Genomic DNA, 16398 nt, shown 5'->3' with positions numbered 1-16398 from the left:
ACAGGAGCTTACCATGCAGAACATCGTCATCCTCGCCGGCAACATCGGTCAGAAGCCCGAAGTGCGCTCGACCCAAAGCGGCACGAAGATCACCAACTTCACCCTGGCCACCTCGCGGCCGCGCCTCTCGGAAGGTCGCGTAATGCGCGACGAGAACGGCTACCGGGTCATGGACACCGAATGGCACCGCATCACCTGCTTCAACGGTCTCGGCAAGACCGTCGCGGAGCACTGCGAAAAGGGCATGAAGGTCCTCGTCCACGGGCGCATCCACTACACCAAGTGGACCGACGCAACGGGCACTGACCGCTACGGCTGCGAGATCATCGCCGAGAAGGTCGACTTCCTGAGCCGTCCGAAGTCGGCCGAGAACGAAAACCCCGAGTTGGTCGATCGCGACGACGAGATCCCGTTCTGAAAAGAACGGGGTCTCCCCTTCGGGCCCGGCGGGGAAGCCCGCCGGGTTCTGGGCTTCGCGACCGTCGAATGCCCCTCCCGTCCAACCGGTCATTTCGATAGCTGGGCCGCCCCAGAAATCGAAGGATGGAAAATGAAATCAACATCTTCTGCACTCACGCCGCGCAAGATCGCCGAGTTTTGCAAGAGCCGGTTCACGATGATCTTCACCGAAGGTGAGGTGCGCTTGCTCTACGGCTGCTTGGTCGACCTGCTCGAGCGAAACGAGTACCCGCCCTACCGGGGCAGCGGGCTCGACCTGCAGTCTCTATCCGCCATGCTCGGCATCGATGTCGAACGCTTCCGTGCCCACCGGGCAACGCTGCAGCCTATCTTCGACGCCGTGGCTCGCGAGGTTTCGAATGCGACCCTGCGTCCGGCCCGCACTGCGAGCCGATCAATACGCGCCAAGGCCGCCGCGACTTCTACGAACTCCGCCGCCGTTTCAGCGACCAGCACCGAGAAGTTTCGCAAGAAGCCCGGCGTCCGGCCGAGAGCGATCGTCGAATTTCCCGAGCCACTGGTCACGACATGGAATGACCCTGCTTCGTTTGGTGAAGCCCTTCAACTGCATGCCCGCCGTCATGGGGAAACCATCTACCACCTCTACAACGCGGTGGTGCGACCCGAGGACGGCGTCAATCGCAGCACGCTGATCAGTTGGGGGCGCGGCAAGAAGGTCCCGCGTGCCGCGATCAGCCTGGAAATCCTGCGACGCATCGAGCGGCGGTATCGTCTGCCGGTGGGCTATTTCCTCAGCCTGTCTGGTACTCCTGATCGAGCACCAGGCGATTTCGATCTGGACGACATCTCCCCATCTGAGCGCCGACGTCTGGCGTGGCACCTGCCTGAGGATTTCAACCGACGGCCAAGCCACGAGAAGGCAGAAATCCTGAACTGGGTCCGTACCGTGATCATCAGTGGGTCAACCGATTATCGCAGGTATCAGGCTGCGGCCATTCGCCAGCGCTACGCGGTCCGCTTCAGCTGCGCCTCGGGGCCTGTTCGCAAGTCTTCACCCGCCCGGAGGCCCGAAGAGTCTGGCATTGTCATCGCGCCCAGACGCCTGAACGACGAGATGGCCGAACTCCTTCGCTTCAAGACGTCGACCTTCGCGGCTTTCGGCATGCTGAGGAATGGGGTCTGGGGCACCGAGACAGCGTCCCAAAAGGTGGAGCATTTCGGGCTATGGTTCGGGGCGTTTGTCGCGCCACCAGAGAGTGAAGTGCAGGGGCTCGGCGTGGATCCGAAGCTTTTGACCTTTGCGATGATGATCTTCCCGCAGGTCTGGGATTGGTACCTACACTGGCGGGAGCGCCGGCGCGGCTTCTACACCAAGTGGGAGATTGACCTGCTCTCGATCGCTGCGGCGATTTGCCGAGAAGAGACCGGCTGGCTGCGCCAATCGCCTCGCATGGGGAGCAGCCTTCGTCCGATCGAGGACTTAATCACCGAGGCCGATGTTAACGCGGTTCAGTCAGATTGGCCTGCCGCCTGCGACCGCATGTACAAGCACGCCCGTCGCCGGATCAAAGAGATCGACCGTGTTGCACGCATTCATCGCGACCCTTTCCAGCCCATCCTGCCGGTGCTCGAAGCGCCAAGTCCGGTCGGCGAGTACCGCAAGATCACCGAAGAGATCCTGCGGCGGATGCCGGACGAAATGCACAATGCCCGCGCTGCCGCAGAGGCCGTCCGCGCGTTCCTTATGCTGCGCATCGGTCTTCACACGGGGCTGCGGCAGAAGAATTTGCGCGAACTAATGCTGTGCCGGCCAGGGACCTTGCCGACATCGGAGCGCAAACTGGAGGACCTGAAACGGGGCGAATTGCGTTGGAGCAGCCGCGACCAGGGTTGGGAAATCCTGATCCCGTCGGTCGCCTTCAAGAACGCCAACTCATCGTTCTTCGGCTCAAAACCATTTCGCCTGATCCTGCCGGACCTCGGGCGACTTTACGAACTGATCGAAGCTTGGATCGAGCGGCATCGCGCGCGTCTGATCGGCGAGGCGGCTGACCCGGGAACGTTCTTCGTCAAGACAGCGAAGATGACGAGCACCAACGCCGCTTACTGCCAGAACACGTTCTATGAGGCATGGCGGACGGCGATACAGCGCTACGGGATCTATAATCCTTGGACCAAGCGCGGGGCGATTGAAGGCCTGTTGCCGCACGGGCCACACAAGTGCGGGACGTTCTGGCCACCCATATCCTGAAGCGTACCGGGTCCTACGAGCAAGCGAGCTATGCCATTCAGGACACCCCGGATATGGTCGCACAGCACTACGGTCGGTTCTTGCCGCAGGACAAATCCGAGATCGCGGCACGGATCCTGAACCAAGTTTGGGAAGCAGCCTAGCCAGCTTTCTCAGGAGGCGAGGATGAGACCCCGATTCTAGAACCGGGGCCTCATCAGTTGTCTTGGAGTTTGTCCGACCCGCCGGATGAAAAAGCTGCTCGACCGAGACTGCCCGAAGCGTTGTTGGTCCGAATGCCGAGCTACTGCTCTTTGTTCCTTTCTTCGACGATGCCTTGACTGCGATAGGCATCAAGCATCATGCGGGTATAGTCGGCCGTGCTCTGGGTCACTGTGGCCAAACCGGGCCACGCGAACAGCGGATCCGACCACATAACTTCCAACTCCAGTTCGATCTCGAGCACTGCAGCCACCTCGATCGCCGCTGTCGGCTCCTTTTCTTCGGGCCAGTAGTGATCCTCGAAGGAAATAACGACGTCGAGATCGTCATCCACCCAGATTTCGGCCAGGCTTGCTCCCATGCGCTCACTGGCATTGGTCGCATCCTCGAACAGGGCTGCCCGGATCAAATGGGTCACCTGGTCCTTGCTGAGATCAAGTCTTGGCCGCGGATCGACGACGGAGACGATAGGTTCCACCTCTTGCCCTTCGGCGCGAGCTTGGACCGGCACTGGCTTTCCCTCGTTCGGTCCCAGCCAGAACGCTTCTGGAAAAATGTTGATTGGTGATGCGCCGCAGCCCGGGCAATGCCAATGGGTTCCAGCGATCTGTCGTCCGGTGATTTCTGCATCGCAGTGCAGGCAGTACCAGAGGCTCGATTCCTCCATCTCTAAGAACGGGTGGCGCACCTTTCCTTCCGCATCCGGTTTCGTGGCGCGCCGCGGCCAATCGGCAAATCGTCGCGCTTTCACGCTCTGCATCAATTCCTTTGCAATCCCGATGGCTTCTTCACACAGCAACCGATCGTTCATCGGGCTGTTCTGGGCATGCTTGATGTCGATTTCGACCCGAGGGGCAGCTGAAGGGTTTTCCGGCAGGACGATCCGCCAACCATCACCTTCCATCCGGACGTCACCAAACATTGTTTTCAGCGCGTATGGATGCCCTCGGACTTCTCCTCGAGTAATGGCATCGGGGCCCCCGAAGATATGGTCGAAGGTCGAACCCTCATAGGAAGTGATCCGTTCCACGAAGGCCTTGATCGTGGCGACTTGTGCTTCGGAGGGTACCCATTCTCCTTTCGCGCTGCCTGTCAACGCGTTCCAATGAGCAAAGCCCATTCGATTGGCAACAAGGTCGAGCGCTACGTGCTGTGGTTGACCGGTCGCCCTCGCGTAACGCTTCGCCAGCAGCTTCAGCGTCTTAAGCTTATCGTTCTGTGTCATGATCCATGTCCAAGCCGGATCTGACTAGGTGCCCGCTGCTAATCAGACCCACCGATGGCATGAGGTCTGTTTCTGAAATCAAATTCGCTGCAAAGCTTCGCGTTGCGGGCACACCGGCCTGCGAGAAAGGCCGTACACAACGTCTGCCATTTTCGGGTGCAGGTCAACACCGATGCGTTCCGGGCGTGGAACGCTTCCCATTTGGTGCCGTTTCCTTGAGAGAGTCCGAGTTTGGCCGGTTTTCTGGCGACGGGTTGAGGGCTGGGAGAGTGGTTCCTGGCGCCTGTCGCGGGAGATAGCCGATGGGCGTTGTAGAAGTTCTGGATCCAGTCGCACCGGCGCGGGCGGGTGGCTGGAAAGTGGATGTGAGCCGGGGTGAGCGGAACGGGCGAGTGTCGTCCGAATGGTTTAACCGGCCCGACGATGAGCGTTATCTGTCGCTCGACGATCTCTGGGCCAATGTGAAGGGCCGGTCCGAGCGCAGCCGCAGCCGGGTCGTGCAGACGGCGGATATCCGCGTCGAGGCCGCGCGCGACAACCCCGAGCGGCTGCACCTGATGCTGCCGAAGGCACATGAACCGGTGGCGCCCACGCATTGGGCCTTCGGCCAGCTTGCCAGCATCGTCGGTGCCCCGGCGTCCTACCTGCGGCAGTTGCCCGCGCCGCTGGCAGGGATCAACCTGCAATACGGCTTGACCAATCACCGCGCCGAGCAGGTGAAGACCTTCGAGACGGAAGACGGCCGCACCGAACTGCGCGCGGTGACTGGCCCGGACTATGGCCGCATCCATGACCATGAACTGGTCGAGGCGGTGCAGCGCATCGCGGGCAATGGCACGGGCGATACGCGCTGGAAGGTGCCGGGCGTGCTCGACTGGTCGACCGGGGTCTACAACCCCGATGTCGAGATCAGCCGCGACACGACCACGCTTTATGCCTCTGACCGCGATGTCTTCCTGTTCCTGGTCGACGATCACAACCCGATCGAGGCGGGCCGCCTGCCGGACGGCTCCCCCGACCTCTACTTCCGGGGCTTCTACTGCTGGAACTCTGAAGTGGGCGCGAAGACCCTTGGCATGGCGAGCTTCTACCTGCGCGCCGTGTGCCAGAACCGCAACCTCTGGGGCGTCGAGGATTTCCAGGAGATCACCATCCGCCACTCGAAATACGCGGCCTCGCGCTTCGCGCATGAGGCCGCGCCCGCGCTGACGCGGTTCGCCAATTCCTCGCCGCAGGGCTTCGTGAATGGCATCAAGGCGGCGCGGCAGCAGATCGTGGCGCGGACGGACGAGGATCGGGATGATTTCCTCAGGAAGCGCGGCTTCTCGAAGGCCGAGTCTGGCAAGATCATCGAGAAGGTGCTGATGGAAGAGGGCCGCCCGCCCGAGAGCATCTTCGACTTCGTGCAGGGCATCACGCGGCTGGCGCGCGACAAGACCCAACAGGATGCGCGCCTCGACATGGAAGGGCGCGCCAAGAAGCTCCTCGACCGGGTCGGCTGACGCGGGCCCGTCAATGCGACCGCCTGCATCCCTGGCGGTCGCGCACTCCCCTTCCACAAGCACGCCTCTTGCCCCTCCCCGAGAGGGCAGGGGGCCTTCGTGCGTGCAGTTCAGCGAGACCCCAATGACCCCCCACGAAGAAACCATCATCCTCGAGGCCCGTGATATCCTCGGCCGCTACCTCAGCCAGAACCCTGTCATCGGCAGCTGGCAGGCGCTGATGGACTACTGCGCGCTCACCGTCCGTGGCCCCATCGAGCGCTTCCATGTCCTCTATCTCGACCGCAAAAACCGCATCATCTCCGATGAGCTCCTGTCGACTGGCACGTTCGATCACGTCCCGGTCTATCCGCGCGAGGTGATCAAGCGGGCGCTGATGCTGAACGCCAGCGCCCTGATCCTGATCCACAACCACCCTTCGGGCGATCCGACGCCGTCGGAGGCCGATCTCAGCATGACCAAGGAGATCCAGAAGGGCTGCAAGTACCTCGGCCTGACGCTGCATGACCACATCATCGTCGGGGCCGGGACCGAGCTGAGCCTGCGGTCCCTCGGCAAGGTCTGACGCTGCGGCCAGATGTGTCACCGTCGCCCCTTCGAGGAAGAGGGCGGCGGTTTGGTCTTTGACGGATGAAGCGGGGAGAACGGCTTCCCGCGCCGTCGGAGATCTTCCCATGTTCGACCTGCCCTTGCCGATCCACCCGACCGCCTTCGCGCGTGGCGTCCCACCGCATTTTCCCTCGGGCGACACCGATCCCAGTCATCCCTTCGCCTTGACCCTGTCGCGCCGCGCACCGACTGATCTCATGTCGGGCCGCGCCGCGCCCCTAGTGCTCGCCCGCTTCGCGACGCTGGCCGAGGCCATGCAGGGCGCGATCGACCATGCCGAGGGGATGGACACGTACGCCGCGCCCCAGCTTCTGGCGATCCTCGACCGCGACGAGCGCCTTGTGCTGGCCGGGGCCGCCAGCGACCACGCCGTCGCCTGGTGCCACCCGGTGACGAGCGGGGCCGAGGCGCGGGGCGTCGTGACCGAGGCAAGCCAGCTGCGCGCGCAGGCGGGCCGCGCGGCTGCTTGGGGTGAGCCCGATCTGGCGCAGCGGCTACGCCACCGCGCCGATCTTCTGGACGGGCGTCTCGTCGACCCGCTCTGGCGCGCCTTCGCCGCCCGGGCGCTGCAGGTCGCTGCGTGAGGCCCGAGAGACAGAGAAGGGCAGATGGGGATTTGGAGCTTGTCCGGGGGAGAGAGATCGCCCGACCCGGCTCCGATCCCTTCCCCTTACCGGAGACACCCGATGACCCTGGCTGAACCCACCCTCGCGCCCCCGATGGCGCCTTCAACCGTCGACATTGCCCAGATCTTCGCGTCCCATGCCGCGCGCGCGGCTCGGATCGAAGCCTTGCGCCCCGTCAACAAGGACCGCCTCTTCGATGGTCTTACGGCCGCCGGCATCACCCATGTCACCGTGACTTTCGACGGTGCCGGGGACAGTGGCCAGATCGAAAGCATCGGCGCCTGGTCCGGCGAGACCGCCGTCGAGTTCCCAGCGACCGAGATCGCCTATGCGGCATTGACCTGGGACGACCCCGAGGTCGAGATGCGGCAGCTCTCGCTGGAGGATGTGGTCGAGCAACTCGCCTACGATTTCCTCTCCGATACCCATGGCGGTTGGGAAAACAACGACGGCGCCTACGGCGAGTTCTGCTTCGACGCCGCGGCCCGCTGCATCCACCTCGAGTTCAACGAACGCTTCACGTCGTCCGAACTCTACACCCATGATTTCTGAGGGGGCGGCGATGGCACATCCCTATCACCACGCCCTGTCCTCGGTGAAGAAATGGGGCGGCACGGTCGATGACTTCATCGCCGTGCATGCCTGGTTCGACCAGAGCAAGGAGATCACAGCGGACTTCCGGCACCGGGCTCTGCGCCACCACGCCGAGGGCATCTTCATGGCCGAGACGATCTTCGGGCCGACCCTCACGCTCTCGACCGGGCGCATCATCCCGACCCGCTGGGTCGGTGAGCAGCATGTGAAGGAAGACCTCGGCTTCATCCCGAGCTTCGCCGACTGGGTGAAAGCCATCCGGCCCGAGCCATGGATGGGCCGGGCCGCACAGATTGAGGCGCTGGTCGATCCGTATCTCGCCTCGCCCGTGGTCGAGGTCACCTGACATGACCGATCCGGCCTATCAGCGCCTCGGCCTTCTCGCGACTGCGTCGCCCTATGCCGTCCTGCGCGCTGCCGTCCGGGCGCTGCATCCCGAAACGCGCGCCGTTCGCGGCTTCCAGGCTGCGCGCAAGCGCTTCTACCGGCAGATGCTGTGTGCTCATGCAGAGCGACAGGCTGCGGGCGACCGTTCCACAGGCTGATCGCCCCGAACCACCCTTCATCCCAATCCAGTGCCCGGCCTCTTGGCCGGGTCTTCCCCGTTCAGGAGGTCCCTATGGCGGATTACTTCACCCATTTCTCGTGCCTGCTCGACGTCGGCAGTCCCGACAAGGCTGCCCGCGCGCTCGCCCTGTTTCAGGAACTCCGCGCTGCGGATCAGGACGCCGACGACCCGGAGGTCGCGGGCTTCGACCTCGTGCGCCAGGATGCGCCGGAAGGCAGCGGCCTCTGGATTCATGACGACGACGACGGCGATGTCGAGGCCGTCATCCGCTTCGTCCTGCGCCTCGCTGAAGAGCTCGACCTCATTGGACTTTGGGGCTTCCAGTACGCCCTGACCTGCTCCCGGCCCCGCCTCGATGCCTTCGGCGGCGGCGCGCATGTCATCGATCTCGGTGCCCGCAAATCCATCGGCTGGACGAGCAGCCAGGAATCGCTGGCCGCCGCGCTGAACCGGGAAGACGCACATGCCTGAGGTCATCTGCACCACGGTCTACCAGTTCCCCGAACTCTCGGATGCCGCCAAGGAAAAGGCGCGCAGCTGGTATCGCGAACTCGGCCCGCACGACGACTGGTGGGACGCGGTCTATGAGGACTTCCAGCGGGTCTGCGAAATCCTCGGCATCCGCCTGAAAACCACGCCCGTCCGCCTGATGGGCGGCGGTACGCGGGCCAAGCCCTGCATCTGGTTTTCCGGCTTCTGGAGCCAAGGGGACGGCGCTTGCTTCGAGGGCTACTGGTCTCACGCCAAGGGCGCGGCCGCACGCATCCGGGACTACGCCCCGCAGGACACGACCTTGCATGGCATCGCCGACCGGCTGCAGGCCATTCAGCGGCGAAACTTCTATCAGCTCGCCACCGAGGTCAGCCACCGCGGCCGCTACTACCACGAATACACCATGGCCGTTGATGTCACGCGCGACAGCCCGACCTGGCAACCGCCGACCGACGACGCCGAGGAAATCGTGATCGAGGCGCTGTGCGATCTGGCCCGGTGGCTCTACCGCCAGCTTGAGGCCGAGTACGACCACCTAACCTCGGACGAGGCCATCGAGGAAGGGATCATCGTAAACGAGTATACGTTCACCGAAGCTGGGCGGCGGTTTGGATGAGGCGCATCCTTCGAAGAACTTTTCCGACTGCACGCTTGAAGCGTACGTCGATCTGGCGTACATATCGACAAGACATTTCAGGAGGCGACCATGCTCGGTTTCCACGACACCACCCGCGCGATCGACGAGCGCAACGAGGCCCGGATGAATTTTCGGACGAAGCCGCGCATCAAGACTGCCATCCAACAGGCGGCGGCCCTGTCCGGCGTCGACGATTCCGTCTTCACGATGAATGCCGCTTACCAGGCCGCACTTGCAACGATCGCAGCGCATGAACGGACAGTGCTCCAGCCGGTGGATCATGAGGCGTTCTTTGCAGCGCTCGATGCACCAGCTGCGCCGACCGATGCCCTGCGCGCGGCCTTCCGTCGACACAGTGACACGGTTGTGTCGAAGTAAATGGCCGCGTCACAACCGGTCGCTTACACCATCGAGCCGTTCGATCCTTCGAAGCATGATCGGGCGGCTTTTTCTTGCGGCGTTGAACAAGTCGACAACTATTTCCAGAAGACCGCGAACAAGCTCGCCAAGGCGGACAATGTCCGCCTCTATGTGATGGTCGACCCTGACGGGACGGTTATCGGCTTCTATGCCCTGAATGCGCACGCCGTTCAGTTCACGGATCTGCCTGCGAAGTTCGCGCGGACCCGGCCTTCGCATGGCAACATTCCTGCCGCCTATATCTCGATGATCGGGCGGGATCGGAAGTTCAGCGGTGCCGGGTTTGGCGGCGATCTTTTGGTCGACGCCCTACGGCGCATTGCCGTTGCGGCCGACGCCATTGGCGTCGCCGTCGTCATGCTCGATGTGCTCGACTGCGGCGATCCAGACCGCGTTGCGCGCCGCAAGGCGCTTTACGAGAGCTACGGGTTTGAGCCGTTGCCTTCGAACCCGCTCAGAATGTTCCTGTCCGTCAGCACAGTTCGCAAGCTGATCGCTGAAGAGGACGACATGCAAAAAAGAGATGCCGCACTCGCGGATCTGGCGCGGCTCGGACAGGAGTTTGACCGAGGTTGAAGTCCTGAAGGTCGCACCTGCCAACCTATAGGTTGGCAATTGAGCTTCGGTTGCCAAGCCACGGTATGGCAGACGCTCCGGAGGGCCGGAGCCAGCCGGTGTCGGGATCACTTGTTCCCGTCGATCCACTTCGACATCAGCCCTTTGTCGCGGAAGCATTCCTCCGGGACGGCGCGCCGTTTGATCCGGGCGAGTTTCTCCGCGAAGGCCACCTGCTTCGACGTGGGCAGCCGGTCCATGTCAGATACCGGTTTCAGCTGGGCCTGCGCCTCGATCCAGCCGCTGAGCGACCGGCGGTCCTGCTGAACTTCCCAGGGCAGGAGGGTCTGGTTGCGCAGGGCGAGCGACCGCGCATAGGCGATCTGCTTGGGCGTCGCGGGCAAGGCGTATGTGGTGCTGTCCATCGGGAAACTCCCTTTCTGGCTTGGTGTTCAATATAGAACATTACAGGAACAAAATCAAGCTGAGCGTCCGGGCGCGTCGGTTCGAGAGGGAAAGATGGGCGGGGGAAGATCAGGTCTGAGGGTGCCCGAGAGAGGGCGTCCGGGCCTGTCCCTTTCCTTCATCCCGGAGCTTCCCGATGACCTATCTCGCGCCTGTTGCGCCTCCCGTTCCCGTTCCATCGCGCGATCCCGCGCCCGCGATCCTCGCCGTCGCCGGAGCGCTGCAGCCCGACCTGGCCCAGGGCTTCCGGATCGACGCGCTGCGTCTGCGCCTCGAAATGGAGCGCGCCTTTGGTGGCTCCGATGCCGATGGCGCTTGGGACTGGAAGCTCGCTTATGAGGCGGGCGAGGTGGCGCTGGTCCTCTTCCTGCGGAAGTTCGGCCGCGCGCTGCTCGCCCGTTCCGGCTCGCCCGCTGCCCTGCTGCCGATCCTCGCCAAAGTGGCGGGCCTCTTGCCCACGCACACCCGGCGCTCGGAGGAAATGGAGCGCTTCCAGCAATTCTCGACGCCGCTGCCCATGGGACTGGCTGCAATGGCGGCAGCGCAGATCACGCCCCGTGACCTCGTCCTCGAGCCTTCGGCCGGGACCGGGCTTTTGGCGATCCTCGCGGAGATCGCGGGAGGCAGTCTCGCGCTGAACGAACTCGCCGAGACCCGCGCCGACCTTCTGCGTGACCTTTTCCCGGGGCGTCCAGTCACTAGCTTCGACGCAGCACAAATCGACGATCATCTGGACCCGGGCGTTCGCCCGAGCGTCATCCTGATGAACCCGCCCTTCTCGGCTGTTGCCAATGTCGATGGTCGGACGACCGAGGCGACGGCTCGCCATCTGCGCTCGGCGCTTGCCCGGCTGGCCCCCGGTGGTCGGCTCGTCGCCATCACCGGAGCCGGTTTCGCGCCGGATGCGCCCGCCTGGGTGGAAACCTTCGGCCGTTTGACCGAGACGGCGCATCTGGTCTTCACCGGCGCCGTCTCCGGTGCCGCATTCGCCAAACACGGCACCAGCTTTGAGACCCGGATCTCGGTATTCGACAAATGTCGTGGTGGCGAGGCGGGCGGCATCACCGCCGATCTGGCTCGCCCGATGTCCGTCGATGCGCCGCAGCTCCTCGCCCGGATCGTAGCAGAGGTCCCGCCACGCCTCGAGATGGATGCGGGCGCCGTCGCTCAATCGCAGCCAGCTTCCCCTTTCCGGGGACTTCCTCCCCGTGCGTCCGGCTCTGCCGCTCGACCCTTGCGTTCGACGGCAGCCGCCAAAATGGATGTGCATGTCACCACGCCGGATGCGGAGGACCTCGCATATACCTTGCGCGAGGTGGCGGACGATCTCGGCGCTGCGCGCCTGTCGGACGCGATCTACGAGACCTTCCGCCTGCAGGCGATCGACATCCCCGGCGCGGCACCGCACCCGACCAAACTGGTGCAGTCGGCAGCCATGGCATCGGTCGCGCCCCCGAAGCCCACCTACCGCCCGAAACTCCCCTTCGCCGGCCTGCGTGATGGCCTGCTGTCTGACGCGCAGTTGGAGACCGTGATCTATGCAGGCGAAGCGCATGACGCCTATCTCGCCGGCTCCTGGACCGTCGATGAGACCGGCGACATGGTCTCCGCTGCGCCCGACGAGGCTGCGGACGCCGTCCGCTTCCGCCGCGGCTTCTTCCTTGGTGATGGCACCGGGGCGGGTAAAGGCCGCCAGTCGGCCGGTATCCTGCTCGACAACTGGTGCCAGGGCCGCCGCAAGGCGCTCTGGATATCGAAGAGCGACAAGCTACTGGAGGATGCGCAACGCGATTGGTCCGCACTTGGGCAGGAGCGGCTGCTGGTCACGCCCCTCTCGCGCTTTGCGCAAGGCCGCGACATCCCGCTCACCAAGGGTATCCTGTTCACCACCTATGCCACGCTGCGCTCGGAAGAACGCGGGGCAAAGAAGTCCCGCATCGACCAAATCGTCGACTGGCTGGGTGCCGACTTCGACGGGGTAATCCTCTTCGATGAAAGCCATGCCATGGCGAATGCCGCCGGATCGAAGGGCGAGCGCGGCGACACGGAAGCCTCGCAGCAGGGCAGGGCGGGCCTGCGCCTGCAACACAAGCTGCCCGATGCCCGCGTGGTCTATGTCTCGGCCACCGGTGCAACGACCGTCCACAACCTCGCCTATGCGCAGCGCCTCGGGCTTTGGGGCGGAGAGGATTTTCCGTTCGCAACTCGCGCCGAGTTCGTTCAGGCCATCGAAGCGGGCGGCGTCGCTGCGATGGAGGTCTTGGCCCGCGACCTGCGCTCGCTCGGCCTCTACACCGCTCGGTCGCTTTCTTACGATGGCGTCGAATACGAGATGCTGGAACATGCGCTGACGCCCGAGCAGCGCAGCATCTACGATGCCTATGCCGGAGCCTTTGCCATCATCCACAACAATCTCGCCGCTGCGATGGAAGCGGCCAACATCACGTGTGAGAACGGCACGCTGAACCGCCAGGCCAAATCCGCCGCACGCTCGGCCTTCGAGAGCGCCAAGCAGCGCTTCTTCGGTCATCTGCTGACCTCGATGAAAACCCCCACCCTCATTTCCAGCATCAAGGCCAATCTGGCGGCAGGCCATGCTGCCGTCGTCCAGATCGTCTCGACTGGCGAGGCACTGATGGAGCGCCGCCTGTCGGAGATCCCGACCGAGGAGTGGAACGACATCCGCGTCGACATCACCCCGCGGGAATATGTCCTGGACTATCTCGCCCATTCCTTTCCGGTGCAGCTCTACGAGCCCTTCACCGACAGCGAAGGCAATCTGTCATCCCGGCCCGTCGTGCGCGACGGCCAGCCGGTCGAATGCCGCGAAGCCGTGCGGCGGCGCGACGCGCTGATCGAGAAGCTGGCGTCGCTCCCGCCCGTCCCGGGGGCGCTCGACCAAATCGTCCAGCGGTTCGGCACCGATCTCGTCGCCGAGGTCACGGGCCGCTCGCGCCGCATCGTGCGCAAGGGTGAGGGCCCTGCCGCACGGCTCGTCGTGGAAAGCCGGGCCGGCTCGGCCAACCTCGCGGAAACCGCTGCCTTCATGGATGACCAGAAACGCATCCTGATCTTCTCGGATGCAGGCGGCACGGGTCGGAGTTATCACGCCGACCTTGGCGCGAAGAACCAACGACTGCGGGTCCACTACCTGCTGGAACCGGGCTGGAAGGCCGATGCCGCAATCCAAGGCTTGGGCCGCACCAACCGCACGAACCAAGCGCAGCCGCCGCTGTTTCGTCCGGTGGCCACCGATGTGAAGGCGGAGAAACGGTTCCTCTCCACCATCGCGCGCCGTCTCGACACGCTCGGGGCCATCACGCGCGGCCAGCGCCAGACCGGCGGGCAGGGGCTGTTCCGCCCCGAAGACAACCTCGAGTCGCCTTACGCCCGTGATGCCTTGCGCCAACTCTACCGCCGCATCTATCGCGGCGATGTCGCGGGCTGCTCGCTCGGGGCATTCGAGGATGCGACCGGTCTCAGCCTGACCGATGACAACGGGTTGAAGGATGATCTGCCCCCGATCACGACTTTCCTCAATCGCCTGCTGGCGCTGACGATCGACATGCAGGCTGTGCTCTTCGCGGCCTTCGAGGAACTCCTCGACCAACGGATCGAGGGCGCTATCGCCGCCGGGGTCTACGACCTCGGGCTCGAGACGCTGCGCGCCGAAAGCTTTCGCGTCACGGATGCGCGGGTGATCTACACCCATCCCGGCTCCGGCGCAGAAACCCAACTCCTGACCATCGCAGAAAAGCGCCGCAACATGGCCCTCTCGCTCGCGGATGCGCTCGACTGGCTAGATGGCCCGAAGGCACGCCTGCTGGTCAACAGCCGTTCGGGCCGGGCGGCGGTGCAGGTGCCTGCCACCAGCCTGATGTTGGATGACGGCACCATCGAGCCCCGCTTGCGGCTGATCCGGCCAACGGAGGCCAGCACTGTCCCTGCCCGGATGATGGAGGACACCCATTGGCTCGAAGCTGACCGCTCGGCCTTCTCCGCAGCCTGGACCGTGGAACTGGCCGAGGTGCCGGAGTTTTCGGAAGCCACTCTGCACATCGTGGCGGGTCTGCTGCTGCCGATCTGGAAGCAGCTCCCCCAGGACGAAACCCGCGTCTACCGGCTGCAGACTGACGACGGCCAACGCATCATCGGTCGCCGTGTCTCGCCCGCTTGGGTCGCGACCACGCTTGCCGATGACGCCCCAAGGCTCACGGCGGCGCAGGTCCATGCTCTCGTGCTAGAGGGAAAGACGGTCGTGCGGCTGGCCGAGGGGATGGAACTGCACCGGTCCCGCGTCATGGGCGTCAACCGGATCGAGCTCTCCGGCTTCTCGGAAGCGGCGAAGGACCGGCTCAAGGCCGATGGCTTCTTCTCGGAGATCATCAGCTGGAAGCTGCGCCTCTTCTGCCCCACCGATCCTGCCGGCATTGCCATGCTGGAGCGCCTGCTCGCGCGTTGTCCTGTGACGGGACTACAGGCGCGAGGAGAGTGTTGAGCCATGTATTCCGAGACCGAAGATGTGATCCGCGCTCTGGCGGAGAATGCCGAAGGCGTGTGTCGCGCCTACCTTCCCGCCGGACGGCGGGAAGGGTCCTACTGGATCGTGGGCGACCTGCAGAACAACCCCGGCCGGTCGCTCTTCGTGCGGCTGGCTGGGCCCGCGTCGGGGCCGGGCGCGGCTGGCAAGTTCACCGATGGCGCCACGGGCGAGCATGGCGATCTCCTGGACATCATCGGCGAGCGAACAGGGATCTCGCGCTTTCCCGATCTTCTGGCCGAGGCCCGGGCGCATCTGGGCCGTCCGCAGCCGATCCTCTCGGATGCACCAGTGCCGAAGAAGGCCAATGCCTCTGGTTGCACACCAGCGGCGGCGGCGCGTTTGTTTGCAGCCTCGGTGCCGGTCGCAGGCACGCTTGCCGACACCTACCTCCGCTCTCGGGGCATCACCCAAGGCGGCATGATGAGCGCCCTGCGCTTCCACCCGAAGTGCTGGCATCGGGATGAGGGCCAGACCCGCAGCCTCCCCAGACCGGCACTGATCGCAGCGGTCACCGATGGGGCAGGGGCTTTGCAGGGTGTGCATCGCACCTGGCTTGCGCCTGACGGACAGGCAAAGGCGGCTGTCGAGACGCAGCGGCGTGCCATGGGTCACCTTCTCGGCAATGCAGTCAGGCTGACCCCGCATGACGACATCCTCCTGGTCGGCGAAGGCATCGAGACCATGCTATCCTTGGTCGAGGCAGTGCCCGGCCTTCCCGTCTGGGCGGCGCTCTCGTCGGGTCATCTCGGGGCTGTGCTGTTGCCGGAGGGTTTGCAGCGCCTCTACATCGCCATCGACCGCGATCCGGCCGGGCTACGCGCGGCAGAGAGGTTGAGCGCCAGAGCCCTTGATGCCGGGATTGTCGTGCGGGTGTTGGAGCCTCAGCTCGGGGATTTCAACGATGATCTTCGGGCATACGGCAAGGACGCGCTGCGCCAGCATCTGGCAGGTCAGATCGGGCCAGAGGATCGGCAACGGCTGTTCGGCTGATCCGCATCGCGCAAGGGTCAGTCGGGGAGTGCGGGGCAGGGGGTACGGATCCCTGTCATGGCTGTGGATCGTCGCTTTGCCTCTTTCCGGGCAATCTCATCCACCCGTCACCCGAGCGGCCTTCAAGAGATGGGCAGGCGGCCGTCAAAGGTGCCGCCCCTGCAAGGACGGGGGGCAACTGATTTCCGCCGGCGGCAGAGCCGCCTTTGCATCGCGAAGCAAATCAGCCGCCCCCCGTCCTCCTCCACATGCGTTCCGGCCCCGAAAGGGGGTGAAGGGGCAGCCCCCGTGACGGCTTTC

At 64.3% G+C, this 16398-nt stretch carries 16 protein-coding genes; 14 read left to right on the top strand and 2 right to left on the bottom strand.

Annotated features, from left to right (window positions below):
• The first annotated feature begins 13 nt into the window (after window positions 1–13).
• The gene (locus AC2D9V_RS16830) at window positions 14–418 is read left to right on the top strand and encodes a single-stranded DNA-binding protein (RefSeq protein ID WP_028030787.1); all 405 of its coding nucleotides are present in this window, start codon (window positions 14–16) and stop codon (window positions 416–418) included.
• Window positions 419–550: 132 nt separating this feature from the next.
• On the top strand, window positions 551–2671 hold the full coding sequence (locus AC2D9V_RS16825) for a hypothetical protein (RefSeq protein ID WP_484715258.1): 2121 nt from the start codon (window positions 551–553) through the stop codon (window positions 2669–2671).
• 283 nt (window positions 2672–2954) lie between these two features.
• Here the strand turns inward: AC2D9V_RS16825 and AC2D9V_RS16820 are convergent, their stop codons facing one another.
• Window positions 2955–4097, bottom strand: a complete 1143-nt coding sequence (locus AC2D9V_RS16820) for a hypothetical protein (protein ID WP_484715257.1) — start codon at window positions 4095–4097, stop codon at window positions 2955–2957.
• A 302-nt stretch (window positions 4098–4399) separates the two neighbouring features.
• On the opposite strand from AC2D9V_RS16820, the gene AC2D9V_RS16815 reads away from it, so the two are divergent.
• From AC2D9V_RS16815 to AC2D9V_RS16770, 10 genes are all read left to right on the top strand, one after another.
• Window positions 4400–5599 (top strand): DUF932 domain-containing protein, encoded by a 1200-nt coding sequence (locus AC2D9V_RS16815; RefSeq protein WP_484715256.1) that lies wholly within the window; start codon window positions 4400–4402, stop codon window positions 5597–5599.
• A 124-nt stretch (window positions 5600–5723) separates the two neighbouring features.
• Entirely contained in the window at window positions 5724–6164 is a 441-nt protein-coding gene (locus AC2D9V_RS16810) for a JAB domain-containing protein (protein ID WP_484715255.1), read from the top strand.
• Between the two features lie 109 nt (window positions 6165–6273).
• Window positions 6274–6792, top strand: a complete 519-nt coding sequence (locus AC2D9V_RS16805) for a DNA repair protein RadC (RefSeq protein WP_484715254.1) — start codon at window positions 6274–6276, stop codon at window positions 6790–6792.
• Window positions 6793–6894: 102 nt separating this feature from the next.
• Window positions 6895–7386, top strand: coding sequence for a DUF6878 family protein (locus tag AC2D9V_RS16800; protein WP_484715253.1), 492 nt, complete (start codon window positions 6895–6897; stop codon window positions 7384–7386).
• A 10-nt stretch (window positions 7387–7396) separates the two neighbouring features.
• On the top strand, window positions 7397–7774 hold the full coding sequence (locus AC2D9V_RS16795) for a DUF6915 family protein (protein ID WP_484715252.1): 378 nt from the start codon (window positions 7397–7399) through the stop codon (window positions 7772–7774).
• Between the two features lies 1 nt (window position 7775).
• Window positions 7776–7973 (top strand): hypothetical protein, encoded by a 198-nt coding sequence (locus AC2D9V_RS16790; RefSeq protein ID WP_484715251.1) that lies wholly within the window; start codon window positions 7776–7778, stop codon window positions 7971–7973.
• Between the two features lie 74 nt (window positions 7974–8047).
• Window positions 8048–8467 carry a hypothetical protein gene (locus AC2D9V_RS16785; RefSeq protein WP_484715250.1) on the top strand — a complete coding sequence of 140 codons (420 nt, stop codon included), beginning with the start codon at window positions 8048–8050 and terminating at the stop codon, window positions 8465–8467.
• Window positions 8460–9104: an antitoxin of toxin-antitoxin stability system gene (locus AC2D9V_RS16780; protein ID WP_484715249.1), complete on the top strand. Its 645-nt coding sequence runs from the start codon at window positions 8460–8462 to the stop codon at window positions 9102–9104. Before AC2D9V_RS16785 ends, AC2D9V_RS16780 begins: the two co-directional genes overlap by 8 nt.
• A 90-nt stretch (window positions 9105–9194) precedes the next feature.
• On the top strand, window positions 9195–9503 hold the full coding sequence (locus AC2D9V_RS16775; RefSeq protein WP_101923207.1) for a type II toxin-antitoxin system TacA family antitoxin: 309 nt from the start codon (window positions 9195–9197) through the stop codon (window positions 9501–9503).
• A complete protein-coding gene (locus AC2D9V_RS16770; protein ID WP_484715248.1) occupies window positions 9504–10121 on the top strand; it encodes a GNAT family N-acetyltransferase in 618 nt (205 codons plus the stop codon).
• Window positions 10122–10228: 107 nt separating this feature from the next.
• On the opposite strand, the gene AC2D9V_RS16765 is transcribed toward AC2D9V_RS16770, so the two are convergent.
• Window positions 10229–10525, bottom strand: coding sequence for a hypothetical protein (locus tag AC2D9V_RS16765; RefSeq protein WP_484715247.1), 297 nt, complete (start codon window positions 10523–10525; stop codon window positions 10229–10231).
• A 176-nt stretch (window positions 10526–10701) separates the two neighbouring features.
• Between AC2D9V_RS16765 and AC2D9V_RS16760 the strand changes: the two genes are divergently transcribed.
• Window positions 10702–15063 carry a strawberry notch-like NTP hydrolase domain-containing protein gene (locus AC2D9V_RS16760; RefSeq protein ID WP_484715246.1) on the top strand — a complete coding sequence of 1454 codons (4362 nt, stop codon included), beginning with the start codon at window positions 10702–10704 and terminating at the stop codon, window positions 15061–15063.
• A 3-nt stretch (window positions 15064–15066) separates the two neighbouring features.
• On the top strand, window positions 15067–16098 hold the full coding sequence (locus AC2D9V_RS16755) for a DUF7146 domain-containing protein (RefSeq protein ID WP_484715245.1): 1032 nt from the start codon (window positions 15067–15069) through the stop codon (window positions 16096–16098).
• Window positions 16099–16398 lie beyond the last annotated feature (300 nt).

Source organism: Tabrizicola sp. T46, from assembly GCF_057219895.1.
Note: the sequence above shows the minus strand (reverse complement) of the source record. Positions and strands in the feature narration are given on the sequence as shown.

What these genes read in the sequence shown, in the direction of transcription:
- AC2D9V_RS16830 (WP_028030787.1), top strand. Translation starts at nt 14, where the DNA reads ATGCAGAACATCGTCATCCTCGCCGGCAACATCGGTCAGAAGCCCGAA.
- AC2D9V_RS16825 (WP_484715258.1), top strand. Translation starts at nt 551, where the DNA reads ATGAAATCAACATCTTCTGCACTCACGCCGCGCAAGATCGCCGAGTTT.
- AC2D9V_RS16820 (WP_484715257.1), bottom strand. Translation starts at nt 4,097, where the DNA reads ATGACACAGAACGATAAGCTTAAGACGCTGAAGCTGCTGGCGAAGCGT.
- AC2D9V_RS16815 (WP_484715256.1), top strand. Translation starts at nt 4,400, where the DNA reads ATGGGCGTTGTAGAAGTTCTGGATCCAGTCGCACCGGCGCGGGCGGGT.
- AC2D9V_RS16810 (WP_484715255.1), top strand. Translation starts at nt 5,724, where the DNA reads ATGACCCCCCACGAAGAAACCATCATCCTCGAGGCCCGTGATATCCTC.
- AC2D9V_RS16805 (WP_484715254.1), top strand. Translation starts at nt 6,274, where the DNA reads ATGTTCGACCTGCCCTTGCCGATCCACCCGACCGCCTTCGCGCGTGGC.
- AC2D9V_RS16800 (WP_484715253.1), top strand. Translation starts at nt 6,895, where the DNA reads ATGACCCTGGCTGAACCCACCCTCGCGCCCCCGATGGCGCCTTCAACC.
- AC2D9V_RS16795 (WP_484715252.1), top strand. Translation starts at nt 7,397, where the DNA reads ATGGCACATCCCTATCACCACGCCCTGTCCTCGGTGAAGAAATGGGGC.
- AC2D9V_RS16790 (WP_484715251.1), top strand. Translation starts at nt 7,776, where the DNA reads ATGACCGATCCGGCCTATCAGCGCCTCGGCCTTCTCGCGACTGCGTCG.
- AC2D9V_RS16785 (WP_484715250.1), top strand. Translation starts at nt 8,048, where the DNA reads ATGGCGGATTACTTCACCCATTTCTCGTGCCTGCTCGACGTCGGCAGT.
- AC2D9V_RS16780 (WP_484715249.1), top strand. Translation starts at nt 8,460, where the DNA reads ATGCCTGAGGTCATCTGCACCACGGTCTACCAGTTCCCCGAACTCTCG.
- AC2D9V_RS16775 (WP_101923207.1), top strand. Translation starts at nt 9,195, where the DNA reads ATGCTCGGTTTCCACGACACCACCCGCGCGATCGACGAGCGCAACGAG.
- AC2D9V_RS16770 (WP_484715248.1), top strand. Translation starts at nt 9,504, where the DNA reads ATGGCCGCGTCACAACCGGTCGCTTACACCATCGAGCCGTTCGATCCT.
- AC2D9V_RS16765 (WP_484715247.1), bottom strand. Translation starts at nt 10,525, where the DNA reads ATGGACAGCACCACATACGCCTTGCCCGCGACGCCCAAGCAGATCGCC.
- AC2D9V_RS16760 (WP_484715246.1), top strand. Translation starts at nt 10,702, where the DNA reads ATGACCTATCTCGCGCCTGTTGCGCCTCCCGTTCCCGTTCCATCGCGC.
- AC2D9V_RS16755 (WP_484715245.1), top strand. Translation starts at nt 15,067, where the DNA reads ATGTATTCCGAGACCGAAGATGTGATCCGCGCTCTGGCGGAGAATGCC.